Raw genomic sequence first — 23,629 nt, 5'->3', positions numbered from 1 at the left:
TTCTTACTTAATCCGTTAATTCTCTTATTACAATCCAAGTAGCGTGCCAAAAAGTTAAGTGGTTGATTTTAAATAAGATGAAGATAATAAGGTCGTAATAACGAAAAAGACTGCACCAACATGGTGCAGCCCTTTCACTATCTTAATGCGCGATGCTCTTATTGCTCCAGTTTTGGGCAACGGAGCCTTCAAAGCTCTGAATGACTAACAAATAGGTCTTAGGACTAGTAACCTAAAAAATCCATCCAGCGTTCGATGAGCAGTTCGAAATCGTCGATTCCACAGCTTGCTTGGCTTTCACAGTTATAGAAGTCGAACTCACTGCCCTCTTCCATCTCTTGCTCATGCGCTAACACGTTTTCTTGAATCGTTACTTCGTCTTCATTAATCGCAAGGCTAATCTCTTTGCCAAGCAACGTCACTTCATTGCTCAAGTCCTGTCGAGATTGCTCAATCAACGCCATCACATGATCTAGTTTCTGCTTATCTTTGCCGATCTCTTCTTGTAACCAGCGACCAACGATCTCGTGCCCCATACTGCACTTTACATAGTACTCGCCCATTAAAGTGTTTCTTGTAAATTCAAATTCCATAAAGGCTCCGCGCACTAATGACAGATAGGGTTAAAAATGAGGCGAGAGTATATAGCGAAGTCATCAAGAGATCGAGTCGCTCGTCTTCTAACATTCAGACATAAAAAAAACGCCTACCGAAGTAGGCGCTCTATCATTTGGGTTCCTCTAAATAGTTGGAGTGGCAGCTAGGCGACAAGTAGGTTCATCCCTATGAGCATAGAAGCTCTATGTAATTAGGGCGGCCGGCGCTCCGGTGAACGTACGCAGTCAACAACGCTGCCGCTACAAATATGACGAGGAACTAGGCTGGTTCTTGGAAGATAACCGTGTCCGCTTTTTCCGTGTACTGACCCATTTTATGGAAGTTCAGGTAACGGTATGTATCAGCAGCCGTTGCATTAATCTTCTCAGCGTACTCTAAGTACTCTTCTTTCGTTGGGATGCGACCTAGAATCGCGCCAACAGCAGAAAGCTCAGCAGAAGCCAGATAAACGTTCGCGCCATTACCTAAGCGGTTCGGGAAGTTACGCGTTGACGTCGACATAACCGTCGAAGCATCAGCAACACGAGCTTGGTTACCCATACATAGTGAACAGCCAGGAGTTTCGATACGTACCCCAGCACGACCGAAGATGCCGTAGTAGCCTTCTTCTGTCAGTTGGTCTTTATCCATCTTCGTTGGCGGAGCCACCCATAGGCGAGTATTTAGCGAGCCGTTAAACTCTTCTAGCATCTTACCTGCAGCACGGAAGTGACCGATGTTCGTCATACAAGAACCGATGAACACTTCTTGAATCTCAGTACCTTGAACGTCCGAAAGAAGACGAGCATCATCTGGATCGTTTGGTGCACATAGGATTGGTTGATCGATGTCAGCAAGATCAATCTCGATAACGTGCGCGTATTCCGCATCTGAATCAGCAGATAGCAACTCAGGGTTCTCTAGCCACTCTTCCATTGCTGTAATACGACGCTCAATCGTACGAACATCACCGTAACCTTCAGCGATCATCCACTTCAGCATCACGATGTTCGAGTTCAAGTACTCAGAGATAGACTCTTCAGAAAGCTTAACGGTACAACCTGCAGCAGAACGCTCAGCAGATGCATCAGAAAGCTCAAATGCTTGCTCAACAGATAAGTGCTCAACACCTTCAATTTCTAGTACACGACCAGAGAATTCGTTGATCTTACCGGCTTTCTCTACCGTTAGTAGGCCTTGCTTGATGCCGTAAAGAGGAATGGCATGTACTAGGTCACGTAGCGTGATACCCGGTTGCATTTCACCTTTAAAGCGAACCAAGATAGATTCAGGCATATCAAGAGGCATAACGCCTGTTGCTGCAGCAAATGCTACCAAGCCAGAACCCGCAGGGAATGAAATACCTAGAGGGAAACGAGTATGCGAGTCACCACCTGTACCTACAGTATCAGGAAGAAGCATACGGTTTAGCCATGAGTGGATAACGCCATCACCCGGACGAAGTGAAACACCGGCACGATTCATGATGAAATCAGGTAGCGTATGGTGAGTGTTTACATCGACTGGTTTAGGGTATGCCGATGTGTGACAGAAAGACTGCATTACAAGGTCTGCAGAGAAACCAAGACACGCCAGATCTTTAAGCTCATCACGAGTCATAGGACCGGTCGTATCTTGAGAACCGACTGTCGTCATTTTAGGTTCACAGTACTGACCAGCACGAACACCTTCAACGCCACATGCTTTACCAACCATCTTCTGAGCTAGCGTGTAGCCTTTATCAGATGCAGATGGATCGATTGGTTTAGCAAACAGATCCGTTTCAGCTAGACCTAGAGCGTCACGAGCACGACCCGTTAGACCACGACCGATGATCAGTGGAATACGGCCACCAGCACGCACTTCATCAAGAAGTACTTTGCTTAGCTCAAAGTTTGAGATCACAGAACCGTTCTTGTGAACAACACCTTCGTACGGGTAGATATCAATGATATCGCCCATGTTCATGTCTTGTACGTTCAGTTCAATGGGTAGTGCGCCTGAATCTTCCATTGTGTTGTAGAAGATTGGTGCAATTTTACCACCAAGACAAACACCGCCAGTACGCTTGTTTGGTACGAATGGGATATCTTCACCCATGAACCAAAGTACTGAGTTTGTTGCCGATTTACGTGAAGAACCTGTACCAACAACATCACCAACGTAAGCCAGTGGAATGCCATCTTTTTGCATTTCTTCAATTTGTTTGATTGGACCAACGCTACCCTGTTCATCAGGAGTAATGCCATCACGTTCCATCTTCAGCATCGCTTTCGCGTGTACTGGGATGTCAGGACGTGACCATGCATCAGGCGCTGGAGATAGGTCATCGGTGTTCGTTTCACCAGTGACTTTAAATACTTTTACTGTGATTTTTTCTGCTACTTTATCTTTCGCTGTAAACCATTCAGCATCAGCCCAAGATTGAAGTACTTGTTGTGCAGCAGCATTGCCAGCTTTCGCTTTCTCTTCTACGTCATAGAACGCATCGAACATCAGTAGAGTATGAGATAGCGCTTTAACAGCGATTGGAGCAAGCTCAGCATCGTCTAGTAGAGATACTAGAGATTCGATGTTGTAACCGCCTTGCATGGTACCAAGCAGTTCTGCAGCTTTTGCTTTGCTTACTAGTGGCGAAGCTACTTCACCTTTAGTGATAGCCGTAAGGAAGCCAGCTTTTACGTAAGCAGCTTCATCTACACCCGGTGGAATGCGATTTTCTAGTAGGTCAAGAATGATTTCTTCTTCACCTTGAGGTGGATTCTTCAGAAGTTCAACTAGGCCAGCTACCTGCTCAGCATCTAGTGGTTTTGGAACAACTCCTTCGGCAGCACGTTCTTCGACGTGTTTACGGTAGGCTTCAAGCACGACTTTTTTCCTCTCATTGCGGTTCACTTCTTCCCTTCATAATTGTTAGTAAAATAAAGAAGTGAACATCCTTGGAAACTTGGCTCTCCATTGCCATTTTTGTCATTCAATTTGTATTGATGAGCGGCGTCATAGAGGCCAAACTGTGGGCGGTAGAATAGCAAATTTAACGTTAAATTAAAATCTTATCATTTTGACCAACATAGCAAGTTAAGACGAAAGTCCCACTATTTTTGCCTAATTACGCACTTAAATGGCGACTCTGCGCATGATTATTTGTAGGACGTACCTACAATCAGATACACCGAATCGAAGTTATCTTCGGTTCGGCCATAAGCTAAAATAATCGGCCCGATTGGTGAATCAACACCCGCGAAAACAGAACCCGCGGTGTACATTGGCGCTTCATCAAACCTTAAATCATTGTTCGACCAGACACCACCATGTTCAATGGATGCGCCCACGTAGAATGGTGATTCAAAGAGTCCGAAGTCATTTTCAAACCACTTATAACGATAAGTAAGACTGGTATAAGCCAAGTTCTGACCAATCATACTGTTCCTTGGAATACCTGACAGGTTTAAGAAGCCACCAAGCTCTTTAGGATCAATAGGGAAAATCGAATTTTTGCTCTCTACAATGCCGTAATCAACCTTTCCGACTAAAGTATGTCGTTCATAACTTTTTGCAGCCATGAAATTAGCCGAAAATTCGTAAACAGTATCGCTTTCAGCCGCTAGCTCCGGGCTATCTCCAGACATGTTGTCCTCAAAATCATCATGAGAAACAAGGTACTCAAGATCAACAAAGTAACCTTCCGTTGGCAAACTAAAATTATCTAAAGTATCGAGTCGATAACTAATAAACGCACCTATACGTGCATACGCTCCGTTACCAAAAGATGGTATCGAAGAAACCTCAAAATCCCCATCAGTATAACGAGCACCAAATTTCAGTTCTTGCCACAAGGTAGGCTGATAGCCTAAAGCCAATTCACTAACATATTGACTATAAGTCAGTGGAACATAGTCTATAGTCGCATCTAATGTCGGCTCTCCAACCTCCCCCTCAACCACTGGCAAGTTTCTGTTTTCCTTACTGTAAACAATCGATGCAGAAGTGAACAGTTTTTGACTCGAAAAGAAGGGCGAGTAAAGTTCCGCTTCAATTCGTTTGTCAGTACCCATCTCGACGTTAGTTCTTAGCTCTGCACCATGCTTATTAATATCGGTAAAGTTGGCTGAAACACCGATCGAGTACTGACTGGTAGTAGAGAAGTCATCTTCAAGAAAGAATCGAAAATTGAGGTAGTTTGGCCCCCAAGATTTTTCGTTCACATCGACTAGCAGTTGCTCCTCGCCATTCACTGTGTCAAATTCATAAGTCACCAACTCGAATCTATCTAGCGCATAGAGGTCTTGTACTTTAGATTCAATTTCACTGGTCTTCAGAACCTTATCTGAATCAAGGTTTAAACGGTTTTCGATCAGCTTATCGGAATAGTGGGTATTGTTATTGATAACAACTCGGTCAACGACGGTCTTATCGCCGTGTTTTAGCTGTCTGCGCGCTTTTTGTTTGTCCTCGATATAATGCTGATAATCGGCATTTGAGAGCGATAGCTTAGAAAGTTCATCAGTATGCTGCTTAGCGGCTTCATAGCCCGCGATGAAAGCCGATGGCATTTTATCAAAGTCAGTCGTCTCCATTTGCCCAACATCAGGACGTAGGAAAACATCATCATCCGTCAGTGTTTCAGCTTGCTCTTGAGTGCTGCGTTGGACCAGATAATTAGAGAGTTGATCAGCTGCCGCTAGAAAATTCGTGAAATCTTCTTTGCCTTTGTAATTGGTACTGATATCCACCGCAATGACAATGTCCGCGCCCATCGCTCTGGCAACGTCGACTGGCATATTATTGGTGACACCACCATCAACCAGCATTCGGCCATCTAATTCATAAGGGGGAAGCGCGCCGGGAACTGACATACTGGCCATCATCGCATCAACAAGGTGACCATGGTCGATGACCACTTCTTCAAGCTCAATAATGTCGGTTGCGACTGAACGGTAGGGAATAGCAAGATGGTCAAAAGAGTCGAGTGGAGATAGGTTACCTGTGGTCTCACGCAGAATACGCAACATATTCTGACCTTGAACCACACCTTTCCTAGCTTTGATTTCGCCCCAACCTAAACCGAGATCGGTGTTAAGTTGGTAACGGTCTTCATATTCTTTGTCACGCACTCGGCGATCACTACGGTTAACGCGATCACGATAGCCGCGATTCCAATCAACCGTATAAATAAAACTTTCAATCTCATCAGCACTCATCCCTGTCGCATAAAGCCCACCAACGTAAGAACCCATGCTGGTACCAGTAATGTAATCGACCGGAATTTGCATCTCTTCTAGCGCTTTAAGTACACCAATGTGAGCCGCTCCTTTGGCTCCTCCACCAGCAAGCACAACAGCAACGGTTGGTCTTTTATGAGCTTGTCCAGCTTGCTGAGATTGTTCGACCGGTGTCACAGTAGATGCAAACAGCTGAAAACTGATCACAGTACCGACAACACCTAAGCCACTCACTAACCAACGAGAAATCATTATTTTAACTGTCCTTGTCATTCTTTCTTGTTACGACTTTACCACTGAAAAAGCTTCTTTAGCCACTGTTTTGGTTGACTTTCACAGCCCTTTTTAATGTTTCCACCCTCATCCCAAAGTGGCAGTTTAACTGCACCATCACAATCAAACTCTAAAGCCCCTTCAGAAGTTCGAGTAAAGTTAGCGGTGACAATTCCTGTCGGCCAAGGCAGTAATAACTGCTCGGGTGTTCTCTGTTTGAGATAATCGGCATAAACACGTAACGCACCACTCGAACCAGTAAGCTTAGTCGGCTTATTATCATCACGTCCTAGCCAGATGGTCGTCACTTCACGGCCATCTACGCCCACGAACCAACTGTCTCGGCTGTCATTACTAGTGCCAGTTTTACCAGCTAACCCTGCCCATGCAAACTGACCTTGTAGGAAACGGCCCGTGCCTTCCGACACGCCACGTTTCATTGCATAGGTTGTAAGCCAAGCGGCTTGCTGGTCAACGCTTTGTGATACACGAGGGATCGACTGATACAGAACCTCGCCATCGTTATCAACAACTGAGCGAAGCGCAGACAAAGGTGCTATACGCCCAGAATTGGTAATGGTTTGATACATCTGCGCAACTTGGAACGGAGTCAGTGAGAACGAACCCAAAAACATCGACGGCACTGGGCGAATCTCATTTTTATCGACCCCCAGTTTTCCAATCGTATCCGAGACACTATCAATGCCTAATTGCATGCCTAAACGAACAGTAGGTACGTTGTAAGACTTAGAAAGCGCCACATACAAAGGCACATCGCCACGGAACTTACGATCGAAGTTTCTCGGGCTCCACACGCTACCTTTACTGCCTTTCAAGCTCAGTGGCGTGTCTTTCAATGTTGTCGCCAACGTGTACTTCTGAGGCTGCTCTAGTGCGGTTAAGTAAATTGCAGGCTTGACCAAAGAACCAATTGGGCGACTCGCGTTCAAGGCACGGTTAAAGCCATCGTAGCCAGTACGCTTACCACCGACCATCGCCCGGATTTCACCGGTATTTCTATCCACGGCAATAGCTGCTGCTTCCAGCTTATTACCTGCGGTTTTCGATAAATCAGGCACCTTACGAGCAATCGACTTCTCTAACTTGTCTTGAGATACCGGATCCAGAGAGGTAAAGACTCGAATCCCTTTTTTCGCCTCAAATCGATCGCCGACATACTTCTTAAGCTCAATGTTTACTTGTTGGAAATAAGCGGGCTGACGGCTAGCAATGCGTGGGTTGTCTTGAATATCCAAATCACGACTCGCCGCCTCTTCGTATTGTCGCGGAGTTAAGATGTCTTGTTGCATCAATAAGCGAAGAACCAGATCGCGTCGAGTCTTAGCACGCTCAGGATAGCGAACCGGATTGTAATACGACGGTCCTTTCACCATACCCACCAGCAGTGCTAGCTGATCGATGCGCAGCTCTTGAATAGGTTGACCAAAATACAAACGAGACGCTAAACCGAAGCCATGAATCGCTTGCCCACCATTCTGTCCAAGATAAACCTCATTTAAGTAAGCCTCTAGGATACGGTCTTTGCTGTAACGATGGTCTAAGATAAGTGCAATGTAGGCTTCACGAACCTTACGCCACAATGTACGTTCACTGGACAGGAACAGGTTTTTTGCCAACTGTTGTGTCAGCGTACTACCACCTTGTACCGTTCGCCCAGCTTTGACGTTAACGACCATTGCACGAGCGATGGCCAGTGGCGACACACCATCGTGTTGATAGAAGTTTCGGTCTTCGGTTGCCAGTAAGGCATCAACCATCACTTCTGGGAACTGATTGCGTTTTAAGAACAGGCGCTGCTCATCGTTACTTTTCTCAAGCATGCCAAGCATTTTCGGTTCAACACGCAGGTAGCCCATGTCGCCTTTCTTCTCCAGCGACTGAATGCGAGTTAATTCGTTACCATTGAAGTGCAGCATCACATGACGATCCGCTTCCGGTCCATCAACAAACTCGAACGGACGACGAATCATTTCAATCTTGGTCGAAGAAGAAGAGTATTCGCCTGGGTGACGAGGCGCGTTCACCTTACGGTAATTAAGTACATCGAGCTCATTCTTAACCTGAACCAAACTCACCGGAGTTCCCGGAGACAGGTCTAGCACTCGCGCATAAACCACGGTTGGCAAATCAAACAGCTGACCTTCAAAGCGCTGTTTGACCACAGAATCAAGATAAATACCGACGAACAACAGCAATGCCGCAAGCGCTAAGCCCGCTTTCCAAGAAATGCCCCATAGGATCTTCAACCAACCTCTTTTGCCAGATTTCTTAGCCTTAGGTTTGGTCTTTTTCGCAGCCGCTCTTGGTTTTCTTGGCTTGGCTTTGGTCGCTGGTGACTTCTTTGCTGGCGCTTTTTTAGGTGGTGCCTTTTTTGGCGTTAACATTTTGGTCATCATCGATTCAACTGTCGTTTAGTTTTAGTGGTTGCTACATGGTTAGCAGGGTCATCCGGCCAAGGATGTTTTGGGTAACGGCCCTTCATCTCTTTTTGTACTTCTTTGTACGCGCCAGCCCAAAAGCCAGCTAAATCTTGAGTAATTTGTAGTGGTCGCTGTGCTGGAGAAAGGAGCTCAAGCACTACTTTTTTACGCCCTTGCGCGATCAATGGCGAGTCTTGTTCGCCAAAGACTTCCTGCATTCGCACTGAGATCACTGGTTCAGATTGATATTGATAACGAATGGCCTTCTTGCTGCCTGTTGGCATCAGATAGTGCGTTGGCAACCATTGGTCGATTTCTTGATTCAAAGGCCAACCAAGATAAGCCGACAATGCTTGCTCAATCGAAACACTAGACAGTCCTTTTGCCGACTTAATGCCATTCAGATAGGGAGATAGCCACTCATCAAGGTGTTCAATCAAACTCGCATCGTCCATCGCTGGCCAATCATACTCAGGCATCCAAAGCTCTGCACAGCGTACACGCTCAACCAACTGCTTAGCCGAAGCTGTCCAATTTAAGCGATCCAACCCACATCGAGCGACATAATTGAGCAGCGCTTGGCTCGCCTGATTCGCATCGGGATCAGGTAAAGCTTTGGTGCTGATAATCAACTTGCCCAGAGATACACGCTGCTCAGCAACTAAACGGCCACGTTTCTCATCCCAATCGGCGTAATCGGAACGCACAAACAGTTTTGGAAATTCAGCTTCTAACTGTGCGATATCAACCGCGGTGGCTAAGAAAATCTGACTGGCTCGCCCTGTGCTGCGCATCAAATCAATCACTACGATATAGTTATTGTTCGCCAGTGGATCATCATCACGAACCTCAGCACCGTGGCCATTCGCCAAAAGGAAAGCACTGCTGGTCGCGCTTCTCACTTGTGCAATCCGGTCTGGGAAGGCAAAACAAAGCACTAATGGTAGCAATGATTCGTCAGCTTGTGACAAATCTAAGTGATGATTGAGTTTGCTCGCGAGACTTTTCGCTCGCTGCATCACAACGCTATTTTTGGAATGTTTTCTTTGCTTAAGTCGATGCAAAGAGTGTTGAATATCCGTCACATTGCGCTCCGGCTCTTCCAGCAAAGCAGCAGCAACAATCGCGACATTCAACAGAGCAGGACTACCTTGCTGCGCTTTAACCAACATGCTGGCAATACGAGGCTCTAGACCTAAACGTTGGACCTGTTTTCCTAATGCCGTAAATTGACCATTATCGTCTAACAATTCAAGAGTCTGTAAGAGTTGCTTGGCTTGCCCGATAGAAGCTTTGGGTGGAACGTCTAACCATTGCAGTTCATCAGCACTCGCAGCGCCCCATTGCGTCAATTCAGACACCAGCGAAGACAAATCAGAATGAAGAATTTCAGGTTCTGGTATAGCTGGTTGCTGCATCAGCTGCGTTTCGCTGTACAAACGAACGCACAAGCCCTCTTCAATTCGTCCCGCACGGCCCGCTCGTTGTTCAGCTGAAGATTGCGAGATTTTCACTTGCTCAAGCTTAGTAATACCGGTTTTCAGATCGAACTTCGCCACACGTTCAAGCCCAGAATCAACCACCAATCGAATACCTTCAATCGTCAAAGAAGTCTCAGCAATATTGGTCGCTAACACCACCTTTCGACGCCCTTTCTCTGATGGCGCGATCGCTTTCTGCTGTTGAGAAAAGCTGAGTTGCCCATACAGAGGACACACATCGATATCATTGGCGAATTGTTCTAGTTGAGATTCCACCTGCTTAATCGCAGAAACGCCCGGCAAAAAGGCCAGAAGTGAGCCTGACTCTTTCTCCATCAGAGAGCGAATCACGTTAGCCATTTTAGGGGCTAGATATTCATTTGCGTTAAGAGGCTGATAACGGAAATCGACCGGAAAGGTGCGACCTTGTGATTCAACGTATTTGGCATTCGGCAGCAAAGTTTGCAGAGCTTGTTGATCTAAAGTTGCCGACATCACTACCACTTTCAGATCGTCACGCAACGCCTCTTGGATCTCTAAGCTAAACGCCAATGCGGTATCTGCGTGAATACTGCGCTCGTGAAATTCATCAAAGATCACCATATCAACCCCAGTTAATTCAGGGTCGGTTTGGATCATTCTTGTCATGATCCCTTCAGTAACAATCTCTAAGCGAGTCGCACTGCTGCTTTTAGATTCACCACGAACTCTAAAGCCAATGCTCTCTCCCACCTTTTCTCCCAATTGGCTCGCTAAGTAAGTAGCAATATTCCTTGCAGCCAAACGCCTCGGTTCAAGCATGATGATTTTGCCTTGAACGGCGTTGGTCTTAACTAACTGTAAAGGGAAGAATGTTGACTTACCCGCACCGGGAGCGGCCTTTAGAATAAGTTGAGTGTGTGTTTCTACGCCAGCGAGCAGATCTGGCATCACAGCTTCTATGGGCAGTTGTGGCAATGGGAGAACCTTGTGGTGTAATGTTGGCAACATTGTACATAAAAACCTACCTGTCTAAATAAGTAATATGCACTTCAATCCTCCATTAGAGCCAGCGACTCTTATTAAACGCTATAAACGCTTTCTCACTGACATCCAACTTCCAGACGGTAGCGAGCGCACTATCCACTGCGCTAACACTGGAGCGATGACAGGATGTGCGACTCCTGGCAATACGGTGTGGTACTCAACCTCCGATAATGCAAAGAGAAAGTACCCAAACAGCTGGGAGATCTCAGAAACAGACAAAGGTCATCGTATTTGTGTAAATACTGCGCGGGCAAACCAGCTAGCAGTGGAAGCAATTGAAAATGGGACTATGGTTGAACTCTTAGGTTATAACGCGTTACGAACCGAAGTGAAATATGGCAGTGAGAATAGTCGCATTGATATTCTGCTTGAAGATAACGAAAAGCCGCCTTGCTATATCGAAGTGAAAAGCGTCACTTTGCTCGACGAGCAAGAAACGTCAACTAAAGGGCAAGGTTTTTTCCCTGATGCGGTCACAACCAGAGGCCAAAAACATCTGCGTGAACTCACAGAAATGGTCGAATCTGGAAATAGAGCCGTACTTTTATTCACTGTTTTACATTCAGGTATTGAAAAAGTGTCTGCGGCACACCATATAGACGCCAAATATTCGTTATTACTAAAACAAGCACAAGACGCTGGAGTTGAAGTGCTTTGCTATAAAGCAGAGCTCAGCAGTACTCAAATACAACTAAAACAAGCTGTTGAATTTATCAATAGCTAAGCAAAGATGCTGAACTAATCACATTGATTGCAAGTTTGAATAAGAGTATTTGCCACCATTCGTTCTTTCTGCTATAGATACCCGCCTTAAAATTAGCTGCTTTGCAGTTGACTAGGTGTAAATAGGAGATGCTGTATGCCAGAATCTAAGAAAAAAGCGCTAGGCATCCTAGCCATCGCAGGTGTTGAACCGTACCAAGAGAAGCCAGGTGAAGAGTACATGTCACTTGAGCAAACGGAACATTTTACAAAAATTTTAGCAGCTTGGCGCAACCAGCTCAGGGAAGAAGTTGATCGTACTGTGCACCACATGCAGGACGAAGCAGCGAATTTCCCAGACCCAGTTGACCGTGCTTCTCAAGAAGAAGAATTCAGCTTAGAGTTACGTAACCGTGACCGTGAGCGTCGTCTTATCAAAAAAATTGAGAAGACATTAGACAAGATCGAAGAAGACGATTTCGGCTTCTGTGATTCTTGCGGTATCGAGATTGGCATTCGTCGCCTTGAAGCTCGTCCAACTGCTGATCTTTGTATTGACTGTAAAACACTTGCAGAGATCAAAGAAAAACAGATGCAAGGTTAATTCTTGCAGATGTAAAGAAAGGGAGCCTTGGCTCCCTTTTTTGTTTGTTATCCAAGCGAAGTATTTCACACGCTTGATAGTAAATAGCAGCTTTAAGCCTTAGTTCTATACATCAAACCTTGTTCTATAGATTGAAGCTTAGTTCTAGGCATTAAAGCTCTTGTCAAACGTCTTAAGAATCGGCTACTGCGGTACCATTTAGATTAGGTTGTTCACTCATGAATTATATCGGGCGCTTTGCACCATCACCGTCAGGTCCTCTTCATTTTGGCTCACTTGTTGCTGCTCTTGGTAGCTACTTTCAAGCGAAATCTAACCAAGGAAAATGGTTAGTTCGTATGGAAGACCTCGACCCGCCAAGAGAAATGGCCGGCGCTGCAGACCTCATTCTTAAGACGCTTGAGGCTTACCATCTATTTTGGGATGGTGAAGTCGTCTATCAAAGCCAACGTCATGACTTGTATCAAGCTCAAATCGATCAATGGGTTGCTGACAATCAAGCCTACTACTGCCAATGCACCCGCAAGCAGATAAAGGCTTTGGGCGGTTTTTACAATGGTCATTGTCGAGATGCAGGCTTAATCGATTCAGGCGAACAGGCGGTGCGCTTGTGCATGGACTTTCCAGTGGAGTCCTTTGATGATGTTCGCCACGGCACCATTCAAATCCCTAAAGCACTAGCTGTAGAAGATTTTATTATTAAACGCAGAGATGGATTGTTTGCCTATAACTTGGCCGTTGTCCTTGATGACATCGAACAAGGAGTAACAGAAGTCGTAAGAGGCGCAGATCTGATAGAACCCACCGGTCGACAAATCAGTTTGTATAAGACGCTCAAGCAAAAAACAGTGAGCTACTTGCACTTACCATTGGCAACCGATGGCTTGGGGAATAAACTGTCAAAACAGAACCATGCCACCGCGATAGATCTAGACAACCCAAAACCAACGTTACTCAACGCGATGCGATTCTTAGGTTTTGATATCCCGACGGCCCTTTATGAGGCTTCAATGGATGAGATTTTATTGTGGGGCTGCCAACAATGGAACGTCAGTCAGTTACCTGATAGTTTACAAAAAGAGCACTGTAATTAGCTCGAAACTCACGGCAAATAGCAAAAACGACACATAAAAATGCCATAACCAACCACTGTGGTTAAGCAGACGATGTTCTCAAATGGCTCGCGCTAAGCTATTATTAGCCGCAATTAAACTCTGCACTACCACTTTGGACTAAGAGAAAAACAAAGTTGGCGATACCTACTTTGTTCTAAACTAATGAATACAAACGACAATACCCCAAGCGAACAACGCGGATTCCACGAATTAGCTCTGAATATTTATACTCGTCAAGAGCACAATATTTCACGCAAGCAGATCAGCGACAACGCACTAAAAGTGCTATATCGCCTGAATGGTGCGGGTTTTGACGCATTTCTAGTCGGTGGTGGTGTGCGCGATATCTTATTAGGCTCTCAGCCAAAAGATTTTGATATTGCGACCAACGCAACGCCAGAGCAAATCAAACACCTCTTCAGAAACTGTCGTCTTATCGGTCGCCGTTTCCGCTTGGCACATATCATGTTTGGTCGCGACATCATTGAAGTGGCAACTTTCCGTGGTCACCACCAAGAACCATCGAAGAACGTTTCTGCACAATCGAAAGAAGGCATGCTACTTCGCGATAACGTGTACGGCAGTGTTGATGAAGATGCAGAGCGTCGTGATTTCACAATCAACGCGATGTACTACAACATTGCAGACTACAGCATCCACGATTACGCGGGTGGTGTAGAAGATTTAGAAGATAAACTGATCCGCCTGATTGGCGATCCAGAAACGCGTTACCGCGAAGACCCAGTACGTATGCTACGTGCAATGCGCTTCGCCGCTAAACTGGATTTCGACATCGAAGAAGACACGGCTGACCCGATTGAAGAGTTAGCTCACCTTCTAAGAGATATCCCAGCAGCGCGCCTTTACGAAGAGTCTCTGAAATTACTGCAATCAGGTCACGGTTTAGAAACCTACCACTTGATGCGCGAGTACAATCTATTCCAACAGATGTTCCCAACGGTAGCGGAGCACTTCACCGAAGATTACGACTCACACACAGAGCAGATGCTTGATTTGGTTCTCGATTCAACCGACCTTCGCATCGAAGATGGTAAGCGAGTAAACCCAGCATTCATGTTCGCAGCGATGCTTTGGTACCCAATGAACAAGCTGGCAGACAAACTTGTCGCTGAACAGGGTATGGCACACTACGATGCGATCATGGAAGCGAGTAACATCATTCTAGATCAGCAAGTAAAGTCTATTGCGATTCCTCGTCGTCACACAGCAACCATTCGCGAAGTTTGGCAACTGCAACTTCGACTGCCTCGTCGCAACGGTAAACGCGCTGTTCGTCTAATGGAATTAAACAAATTCCGTGCAGGCTACGATTTCCTAGAAATGCGTGGTGAGATTGAAGGTGGCGAAACCAAAGAGTTAGCAAAATGGTGGGAGCGTTATCAGACTGCGGGTCGCAACATGCGTCAAGCAATGGCTAACGACGTTGCAGCACCATCAAAGTCAGGCCATCGTCGCCGTAAGACTTACCGAAACAAAAAGAGTAAGCAATCCGAATGATAACTGCTTACATTGCGGTCGGCAGCAACCTTGCCGACCCAGTTAGCCAAGCAAATTTGGCTATCGAAACGCTAAAAAGCCTACCGCGATCAACGTTTATTGCGACCTCTCAGCTATATAGTAGCACCCCAATGGGACCGCAAAATCAACCAGACTACATCAACGCGGTAGTCGCTATCCAAACCGAATTAACGCCAATTGAACTGCTTGATTGCACTCAAAAGATCGAACTAGAGCAAGGGCGCGTCCGTAAAGACGAACGTTGGGGACCAAGAACCTTGGATCTCGACATTGTGCTATACGGCAATGAGGTGATCGATTCAGAGCGCTTAATCGTTCCTCATTATGGAATGAAAGAACGAGAGTTTGTACTCTACCCGCTTGCTGAAATCGCACCAAGTTTACAACTCCCTGATGGGACTGAGCTGACAGAACTACTGAAAATAGTAGATAAGAACGGGCTCAATGTTTGGCAACAATAGCCAAGCGCATTAAGGAAAACCAATGAAAAAAGTAACCATTAACGACCTGATCAAATGCAAACGTGAAGGCCGTAAATTCGCGACTTCGACAGCTTATGATGCGAGCTTTGCTCAATTATTCGAAAGCCAAGAAATGCCAGTTCTGCTTGTCGGTGATTCACTGGGTATGGTTTTACAAGGCCATAACGATACATTACCAGTAACTGTTGAAGACATTGCTTACCATACTCGCTCAGTGCGTGCTGGTAGCCCGAACTGTCTTCTTATGGCTGACATGCCTTTCATGAGCTACGCAACGCCAGAACAAGCTTGTGAGAGCGCAGCTACCTTGATGCGTGCTGGCGCGAACATGGTAAAAATCGAAGGCGGAAGCTGGTTGGTTGATACTGTGAAAATGCTAACAGAACGCGCAGTACCAGTATGTGCGCACTTAGGCTTAACGCCTCAATCTGTGAACATCTTTGGTGGTTACAAGATTCAAGGTCGTGACGACGAGCAAGCCGACAAAATGGTTGCTGACGCGTTAGCACTGCAAAACGCAGGCGCTCAAATCGTTCTACTTGAATGTGTGCCAGCTTCATTGGCAAAACGAATTACAGAAGCTTGTGACGTACCGGTTATCGGTATCGGCGCAGGTAATGTTACCGATGGTCAGATCTTGGTTATGCATGACATGTTCGGTATTTCTGCGAACTACATGCCGAAGTTCTCTAAGAACTTCCTAGCAGAAACAGGTGATATGCGTAAGGCAGTAGCTCTATACAAAGAAGAAGTAGAGAGCGCGCGCTTCCCTGATGAAGCTCATACAATCGCTTAGGAGTAAGTATGCAAACTTTTGCTGAAATAGCAGCTCTTCGTGAGCAGATTAAACAGTTTAAGCGTGATGGACGTACGGTTGCTTTTGTACCGACAATGGGAAACCTGCATGAAGGCCACCTGACTCTGGTAAAGAAAGCTCGTGAACTGGCCGACATCGTTGTGGTAAGCATCTTTGTAAACCCAATGCAGTTTGACCGTGCAGACGACCTAAACAACTACCCTCGAACGTTAGAAGCAGATTTAAGCAAACTAACAGGTGAAGGTGTTGAGCTAGTATTTACACCAACGCCAGAGGTGATGTACCCAGATGGATTAGACAAGCAGACGTTTGTTGAGGTCCCTGGCATATCTCACATGCTTGAAGGTGCCTCTCGTCCAGGTCACTTCCGTGGTGTATCAACCATTGTCACTAAACTGTTTAATATCGTTCAGCCAGACTTTGCATGCTTCGGCGAGAAAGACTTTCAGCAACTTGCTGTTATTCGCCAGATGACCACTGATTTAGCATTAGACATTGAAGTTGTCGGCGTTGCGACCGTTCGTGAAATGGATGGTTTGGCAATGAGCTCTCGCAATAGCAACCTAACGATTGACGAGCGCCAACGAGCGCCCGTTTTAGCGCGTACTATGCGCTGGATCAGCAGCGCTATTCGTGGTGGTCGCGATGATTACGCATCAGTGATTGAAGATGCTACTGACCAGCTACGCGCTGCAGATCTTCAACCTGACGAAATCTTCATTTGTGATGCTAAAACTCTGCAAGCGATCACTTCAGAATCAACTCAAGCAGTGATTCTAATGTCGGCTTTCCTAGGTAAGACGCGTCTTATCGATAACCAAGTTCTCGATTTGGTAACGGAAACCAAAGAAGAAGTGAAAGAAGAAACGACTGAATAGTCGGCTTCTGCTCTTAACGCAAAACAAAAAAAGGTCGATGTTATATCGACCTTTTTCTTTACCTGTTACTTAGATGAACCAAAGGTTAGCTACGTAAGCCAATACCCTTTGTCACTAGGTAGTGTGCAATGCCATACAACAGCACGATAAACACACCTAGTACGCCAAACGACGTCACGATCCCCACATCAGACACACCCAAGAAGCCATATCTGAACGCGTTAACCATGTACACGATAGGGTTCAACTTCGATACACCTTGCCAGAATTCAGGCAATAGACTGATCGAGTAGAACACACCACCAAGGTACGTCAGCGGCGTTAAGATAAAGGTTGGGATAATAGAGATATCATCAAACGTGCGTGCGAATACCGCGTTAATCAAGCCACCCAAAGCGAATACTACCGACGTTAAAAATACCGTCGCAATGATCACGCCCCAATGGTCAACTTGTAAGTCGACAAAGAACAACGACACGAAGGTTACTATGGTACCCACTAACAAGCCACGAACCACACCACCCATTACGAAGCCGGCGATAATCACGTAGTTAGGAACAGGCGCTACAAGCAGCTCTTCAATGTTCTTCTGGAACTTGGCACTAAAGAACGATGAAGCAACGTTGGAATATGAGTTGGTGATCACCGACATCATGATCAGACCGGGAACAATGTATTCCATGTAGCTAAAGCCGTTCATTTCACCAATACGCGCACCAATCAGGTTACCGAAGATGATGAAGTAAAGCGTCATGGTAATCGCTGGCGGCACCAGAGTCTGCACCCAGATACGAGTAAAGCGATTGATCTCTTTGGTCAACAAACTGCAGAAAGCGGTCCAATATAGGCTGTACATATTATTTACTCCCCTCACGGACGATACTCACAAATAGCTCTTCTAGACGGTTTGCTTTGTTACGCATAGAGAGGACTTTAACCTGTTGCTCGCTCAATTGAGCAAAGATGGTATTCAAACCTAGGTTCTTGTCGATTTCGATTTCTAGCGAGCCATTGACCATCACTTGGCTATTCACGCCTTCAAGCTTAGGTTCAGTCGTGCCCTCTTCCAGATCCAGAATAAAGGTCTCAGCACTCAATTTGCCCAACAGCGCTTTCATTGTTGTGTTCTCAATCAGCTCACCGCGATTGATGATACCAATGTTGCGACACAGCATTTCTGCTTCTTCTAGGTAGTGCGTGGTCAAGATAATGGTAATGCCCTGCTTCTCATTGATCTCTTTTAGGAATTCCCACATTGAACGACGTAGTTCAATATCAACGCCTGCTGTCGGTTCATCAAGGATCAACAAATGAGGTTCATGCATCAATGCACGCGCGATCATCAAACGACGCTTCATACCACCAGACAAGTTACGCGCGCGTTCGCCACGCTTTTCCCACAGATCGAGTTGAGATAGGTACTTTTTCGCTCGCTCTTTCGCTAATGCTTTTGGCACGCCGTAATAACCCGCTTGTTGCAGCACGATCTGTTCAACGGTTTCAAACGGGTTAAAGTTAAACTCTTGAGGCACAAGGCCTAAGTTCTGCTTCGCCAATTCCAGATCGGTATCAATGTCGTAGCCGAACACTTTAACCTTGCCTGACGTTTTATTTACCAGTGAAGAGATAACACCAATGGTGGTTGATTTACCCGCACCATTGGGACCAAGTAGTGCGTAAAAGTCGCCTTTTTCTACTTGTAAACTAACGCCCTTAAGAGCCTCGAAGCCCCCAGCATAAGTTTTTCTTAATTGCTCAATTTCTAATGCATACATAGAGATAGACTGCCATTTGCTATAGATAAGATGTAGACGGCCGAGCTTGAGGAAGAGAGTAATGCTTAAAACGAACTAGCTGAAAGCTAACCCAAGATTTGTTTACTCGGCCATTTTGCGAACAAGTTTATCGTTGATTGACGATGAATACAAATATCGTGTGAGAGTTTCTTTCGAAAACAAATAAGCGTCTTGGCTACGTGAAGACTAAATCAACGTTCAATAAATATAAAAATGCCGCTAAGTGATTCACTTAACGGCATTAATGATCAGTCTTGAAGTGAGCGTCTATGGCTTATTCATATCAGCTTATTACTGAAAAATTAAACTGACTCAAATTGATGCTCATCTCTGTCGACATAGCTTGTTGCTGCCGTCAGGGCTTCATATCTGAATCGATAAGTGTTGGATTCAGGTACTAGGTCAATCACGTGGAACTTCTCTAGTTGTTGACGAGTATTCTCATTAGGACACAGCAGATACACCTCACACTGCGCATCCAATGCATCTTTAATCGCATTCTCTAGCGCTAGGCCAACAGTGACATCAATCATAGGTACATCTGTCAGGTCTAGAATCATCGCTTCATAGTCAGAGATACTTGAGTGCTGACGTGAAATCGCCTTTGAAACGCTGAATATCATCGGCCCTGATAGGTAGAAGAATAGCACCTTACCATTGGCACTATCGAGTAACTGACGTTCGCTATCAGTCAATGGGATATCGTCTTCATCATCACCATCACTGATCGCCTTAACTTGTCTGGCTTGCTCTCGGCTTAATCTTTCAATAATCAGGATGTTCGAGATAAACACACCCAGTCCAACGGCAATAATCAAGTCAACAAACACAGTCAATAGCATCACGCCGTACATCACGCCCATGCCGGCATAGCTAACCTTGTGCGCGCGCTGGATAAAGCTCCAATCTAGGATATTGAAACCAACATACATCGCGATACCAGCCAGCACTGCCATAGGAATCGGTTCTGTTAAACCACCTGCAACCAATACCACGAGCGCAAGTACTAAAGCTCGAATAACACCTGAAAGCGGAGAACGCGCTCCCACCTGAATATTGGTTACAGTCCCCATAGTGGCACCCGCGCCAGGTAGTGCACCAAACAGGCCAGAGATCATATTGGCAATGCCTTGGCCACGAAGCTCTTTGTCTGAGTCATGCTCTTTACGAGTCAATGAATCTCCGATAACCGCGGTCAAAAGCGTATCAATACAACCTAATGTACCAAGCACCAAGGCATCGATAACCATAGTAGTAAACTGTTCAGCGCTGATCGTAGGGATAACGAGGGAAGGTAAACCAGCTGGGATTTCACCAATACGGCGAATAGAGTCGGTATCAAAAATAATGACGGACAAGAGCGTTACAGCCACTAACGCAACCAGTTGAGCAGGCACATACTTACGATACTTAGCGGGGAAGCCAAAAAGAATACCGAGTGTCAGAGCACCTAGAAATAGCTCACTCACTTTTAAGTTTGCTAGCGTATCTGGTAAAGCAGAGAGCGTGCCCATTACACCACCGGATGGAGCGGCATGCCCTAACAATGGAGACAGCTGCAAGATAATCAGAATAACGCCAATGCCCGACATGAATCCGGAGATCACGCTATATGGCATCAAAGTGACGTATTTTCCTAGCTTTAACGTACCAAGTAATATTTGGAATGCACCGGCCATCATCACGACAGTAAAGGTCATTGCCATACCCGTTTCAGGATATTTAGCAACCATACTCGTCATTACGGCAGTCATGATCACCGTCATAGGGCCGGTAGGTTCAGAAATCAAACTACTCGAACCGCCAAACAATGCTGCAAATAGGCCAACCATAATGGCGCCCCACAAGCCAGCTTCAGCTCCCGCGCCAGAAGCAACACCAAATGCCAATGCTAAAGGTAACGAGATGATGGCTGTAGTTACACCGCCAAACATATCCCCTTTGAGATTGATATCCGTAAAACGACTTCCAAACAAAACACACCTTCCTGATGATGAAATGACAAACCTTATCACTTTAGCAAATGTATCAAGTGTTCAGAAAGTGTTAATTCAATCACATTATTCATGTCTTATAACCGGATTATTGATAGTGGGCTAAGTTTATGATTTTCCGTACTAGAACACGTCAGATGAGTACATTTTGACGCAGTTTTTACGAGATTGAATTTGTAACATTGTGTATAGTTAAGCATCTTAATTGAGGGATGTAAGAAGCAAGATGCCAGAAATAAAACAGCTTTTTGAGAACAATTCCAAATGGTCTGAAGAAATTCGCTCTGAAAGACCTGAGTATTTTACAACGCTTGAAGAGGGTCAAAGCCCTGGTTTTCTATGGATAGGTTGTTCAGATAGCCGAGTTCCAGCCGAGCGCCTGACTGGCTTATATTCTGGAGAACTGTTTGTTCACCGAAACGTGGCCAACCAAGTGGTTCATACAGACCTAAACTGTCTATCTGTTGTTCAGTACGCAGTAGATGTGCTTAAAGTGAAACACATTATTGTCTGTGGTCACTACGGTTGTGGCGGTGTTAACGCGGCGATTGATAACCCTAAACTTGGTCTTATCAACAACTGGTTACTGCACATCCGTGACAATTACCTAAAATACCGCAAGCAAATCGAAGCGCTTCCTCGTGAGCAATGGGGTGACAAGTTATGCGAAATTAACGTCGCAGAACAGGTTTATAACCTAGGTAACTCAACCATTATGCAAAATGCGTGGGAGCGTGGCCAAGACGTTGAAATCCATGGTGTGGTTTATGGTATTGGCGATGGCAAGCTACAGGACCTTGGCGTACGTTGCTCAAGTAACGATACTTTAGAGAACAGTCACTTAGATGCATTAAACAAGATCTTAACGACGCCTCTTCTTAGTCAACAAAGCTAACCCATTCCGTCATATATACAAAAAGCCCGCATCAAGCGGGCTTTTTAATGACTTCTAAACCACAAGCGTAATGATTACTCTTGAGGTACTACCTTACCGATGTACGGTAGGTGACGATATTTTTGTGCGTAGTCGATACCAACACCAACAACAAACTCGTCTGGGATCTCAAAACCAATCCATTTTGTATCGACAGTCACTTCACGGCGAGAAGGCTTGTCTAATAGCGTACAAATTTCGATAGACTTAGGACCACGTAGGCTCAGAATCTCTTTTACTTTAGTCAGTGTGTTACCTGTATCGATAATATCCTCTACAAGTAGAACGTCTTTACCTTGGATGTCGTCATCTAGGTCTTTCAAAATACGAACATCACGTGAGCTTTCCATGCTGTTGCCGTAGCTAGACGCAGTCATGAAATCAACTTGGTGAGTTAAATCGATAGCACGAGCAAGATCCGCCATAAAGACAAACGATCCACGTAATAAGCCAACTAAAACCAGATCTTCACTGCCTTGGTAGTGTTCCGTGATCTGTTTGCCTAGTTCGTTCACTCGATCCTGAACTTCTTGCTCAGAGATCATGACTTCAACTGTATGCTTCATACTGCTCTCATTTTGTTTGGTGATTGCGACAAGTGTAGACAGTTATGCCATGGGTGCCGCTCAATTTGTGCGTAAGTCTAGCACTGCTCAAATACCCACACCACCTTATGGTTCCAATTTACTGTGAGATTATCAATGAAATGTGCACTTGTGCCTTGTCTGATAGTCGCCTCCTTTCACATCAATGTGGATCACGCTTTATGTATCAAGTTTGATGTAACTGTCTATTAAATAAGCTCAAAGGATTGACCATTCGCATATGCACCATTACACTCATCTTGGCTTAAATAATAATAAAATCATTAATATAAAAATTTCGTTGGCAAGGAAAATAAAATGGACTCAATATCTAAGAGACCTAGAACTAGGCTTTCACCTTTAAAAAGAAAACTTCAATTGATGGAAATCGCTCTTGAGGTATTCTCTCGCCGCGGTATCGGTCGTGGTGGACACGCTGATATTGCAGACATCGCTCAGGTGTCTGTCGCAACTGTATTTAACTACTTCCCTACCCGTGAAGATCTGGTTGATGAAGTACTAAATCACGTTGTACGCCAATTCTCTAACTTCCTTTCAGACAATATCGATCTGGATATTCACGCAAAACAAAACCTACATAATATTGCGACTGAAATGGTGACGTTAGTGGCTCAAGATAGCCATTGGTTAAATGTGTGGTTCGAATGGAGCGCTTCGACTCGTGATGAAGTATGGCCGCTATTCGTAACAACGAACCGCACTAACCAAATGTTAGTACAAAACATGTTTAGCAAAGCGATTGAACGTGGCGAAGTTTGTGACGATCACGATCCTAAACATCTAGCCAATCTATTCCACGGCATTTGCTACTCGCTATTCATCCAAGCGAAACGTGTAGAAACGCCAGAAGAGCTTTCAAGCTTAACGGATAGCTACTTGAACATGCTGTGCATTTATAAATAGATTTGAAATTCGGTCTTCGAAAAAAACTTAGGGATTGGCGTATTGCGTCAATCCTTTTTTGTTTTTAGCACTCGCTCTTCGTATCCCGGAGCGCAGCGTACTCGCATCTCGAAGTGAAACGTTACTGCTCTTTACCTCAGAATCGAGTAGGAGGAGGCCTCGCAGCCTCCGTCCTCTCACACCACCGCACAAGCGTGGGTCGCATACGGCGGTTCCGAAT

General features: G+C 45.4%; 18 protein-coding genes. 9 read left to right on the top strand and 9 right to left on the bottom strand.

Annotated features, from left to right (window positions below; translation table 11 throughout):
• Positions 1-224: 224 nt before the first annotated feature.
• The 5 genes from AB4263_RS14945 to hrpB all read right to left on the bottom strand — a co-directional run bounded on the left by AB4263_RS14945 (position 225) and on the right by hrpB (position 11,004).
• The gene (locus AB4263_RS14945; RefSeq protein ID WP_019824378.1) at positions 225-593 is read right to left on the bottom strand and encodes a YacL family protein; all 369 of its coding nucleotides are present in this window, start codon (positions 591-593) and stop codon (positions 225-227) included.
• Positions 594-876: 283 nt separating this feature from the next.
• A complete protein-coding gene (gene acnB, locus AB4263_RS14940) occupies positions 877-3,465 on the bottom strand; it encodes a bifunctional aconitate hydratase 2/2-methylisocitrate dehydratase (RefSeq protein WP_017072021.1) in 2,589 nt (862 codons plus the stop codon).
• A 272-nt stretch (positions 3,466-3,737) separates the two neighbouring features.
• On the bottom strand, positions 3,738-6,071 hold the full coding sequence (locus AB4263_RS14935) for a patatin-like phospholipase family protein (protein ID WP_372098437.1): 2,334 nt from the start codon (positions 6,069-6,071) through the stop codon (positions 3,738-3,740).
• A gap of 38 nt (positions 6,072-6,109) precedes the next feature.
• Positions 6,110-8,509, bottom strand: a complete 2,400-nt coding sequence (gene mrcB, locus AB4263_RS14930; protein ID WP_017063253.1) for a penicillin-binding protein 1B — start codon at positions 8,507-8,509, stop codon at positions 6,110-6,112.
• Positions 8,506-11,004 (bottom strand): ATP-dependent helicase HrpB, encoded by a 2,499-nt coding sequence (gene hrpB, locus AB4263_RS14925; RefSeq protein WP_267868982.1) that lies wholly within the window; start codon positions 11,002-11,004, stop codon positions 8,506-8,508. Before hrpB ends, mrcB begins: the two co-directional genes overlap by 4 nt.
• Before the next feature lie 34 nt (positions 11,005-11,038).
• On the opposite strand from hrpB, the gene sfsA reads away from it, so the two are divergent.
• From sfsA to panC, 7 genes are all read left to right on the top strand, one after another.
• Positions 11,039-11,764, top strand: coding sequence for a DNA/RNA nuclease SfsA (sfsA, locus tag AB4263_RS14920; RefSeq protein ID WP_136981626.1), 726 nt, complete (start codon positions 11,039-11,041; stop codon positions 11,762-11,764).
• A gap of 135 nt (positions 11,765-11,899) precedes the next feature.
• Positions 11,900-12,346, top strand: a complete 447-nt coding sequence (gene dksA / locus AB4263_RS14915) for an RNA polymerase-binding protein DksA (RefSeq protein WP_017059430.1) — start codon at positions 11,900-11,902, stop codon at positions 12,344-12,346.
• A 218-nt stretch (positions 12,347-12,564) separates the two neighbouring features.
• The gene (gene gluQRS, locus AB4263_RS14910; protein ID WP_102319890.1) at positions 12,565-13,440 is read left to right on the top strand and encodes a tRNA glutamyl-Q(34) synthetase GluQRS; all 876 of its coding nucleotides are present in this window, start codon (positions 12,565-12,567) and stop codon (positions 13,438-13,440) included.
• Positions 13,441-13,623: 183 nt separating this feature from the next.
• Positions 13,624-14,979, top strand: coding sequence for a polynucleotide adenylyltransferase PcnB (pcnB, locus tag AB4263_RS14905; RefSeq protein WP_017063249.1), 1,356 nt, complete (start codon positions 13,624-13,626; stop codon positions 14,977-14,979).
• Entirely contained in the window at positions 14,976-15,461 is a 486-nt protein-coding gene (gene folK / locus AB4263_RS14900) for a 2-amino-4-hydroxy-6-hydroxymethyldihydropteridine diphosphokinase (RefSeq protein WP_004735459.1), read from the top strand. The genes pcnB and folK overlap by 4 nt, the downstream gene beginning before the upstream one ends.
• A 22-nt stretch (positions 15,462-15,483) precedes the next feature.
• On the top strand, positions 15,484-16,278 hold the full coding sequence (gene panB / locus AB4263_RS14895; protein WP_017059433.1) for a 3-methyl-2-oxobutanoate hydroxymethyltransferase: 795 nt from the start codon (positions 15,484-15,486) through the stop codon (positions 16,276-16,278).
• A gap of 8 nt (positions 16,279-16,286) precedes the next feature.
• Positions 16,287-17,177: a pantoate--beta-alanine ligase gene (panC, locus tag AB4263_RS14890; protein WP_017059434.1), complete on the top strand. Its 891-nt coding sequence runs from the start codon at positions 16,287-16,289 to the stop codon at positions 17,175-17,177.
• An 85-nt stretch (positions 17,178-17,262) separates the two neighbouring features.
• Here the strand turns inward: panC and AB4263_RS14885 are convergent, their stop codons facing one another.
• The 3 genes from AB4263_RS14885 to AB4263_RS14875 all read right to left on the bottom strand — a co-directional run bounded on the left by AB4263_RS14885 (position 17,263) and on the right by AB4263_RS14875 (position 20,907).
• A complete protein-coding gene (locus tag AB4263_RS14885; RefSeq protein WP_010435987.1) occupies positions 17,263-18,033 on the bottom strand; it encodes an ABC transporter permease in 771 nt (256 codons plus the stop codon).
• A gap of 1 nt (position 18,034) precedes the next feature.
• Positions 18,035-18,952, bottom strand: coding sequence for an ABC transporter ATP-binding protein (locus AB4263_RS14880; protein ID WP_017059435.1), 918 nt, complete (start codon positions 18,950-18,952; stop codon positions 18,035-18,037).
• A 323-nt stretch (positions 18,953-19,275) separates the two neighbouring features.
• Entirely contained in the window at positions 19,276-20,907 is a 1,632-nt protein-coding gene (locus AB4263_RS14875; RefSeq protein ID WP_017063247.1) for a SulP family inorganic anion transporter, read from the bottom strand.
• Between the two features lie 286 nt (positions 20,908-21,193).
• Here AB4263_RS14875 and can point away from each other — a divergent pair, with 286 nt between their 5' ends.
• Positions 21,194-21,862, top strand: a complete 669-nt coding sequence (gene can, locus AB4263_RS14870; RefSeq protein WP_372098436.1) for a carbonate dehydratase — start codon at positions 21,194-21,196, stop codon at positions 21,860-21,862.
• 74 nt (positions 21,863-21,936) lie between these two features.
• Here the strand turns inward: can and hpt are convergent, their stop codons facing one another.
• Positions 21,937-22,467 (bottom strand): hypoxanthine phosphoribosyltransferase, encoded by a 531-nt coding sequence (gene hpt / locus AB4263_RS14865; protein ID WP_102319889.1) that lies wholly within the window; start codon positions 22,465-22,467, stop codon positions 21,937-21,939.
• A 336-nt stretch (positions 22,468-22,803) separates the two neighbouring features.
• Between hpt and AB4263_RS14860 the strand changes: the two genes are divergently transcribed.
• On the top strand, positions 22,804-23,409 hold the full coding sequence (locus AB4263_RS14860; RefSeq protein WP_019824386.1) for a LuxR/HapR/OpaR family quorum-sensing transcriptional regulator: 606 nt from the start codon (positions 22,804-22,806) through the stop codon (positions 23,407-23,409).
• Positions 23,410-23,629 lie beyond the last annotated feature (220 nt).

Origin of the sequence: Vibrio sp. 10N.261.55.C5, assembly GCF_041470505.1 — a bacterium.
GTDB lineage: Bacteria > Pseudomonadota > Gammaproteobacteria > Enterobacterales > Vibrionaceae > Vibrio > Vibrio crassostreae_C.
The sequence above is the reverse complement of the archived record's forward strand: the minus strand, read 5'-3'. Positions and strand labels throughout refer to the sequence as shown.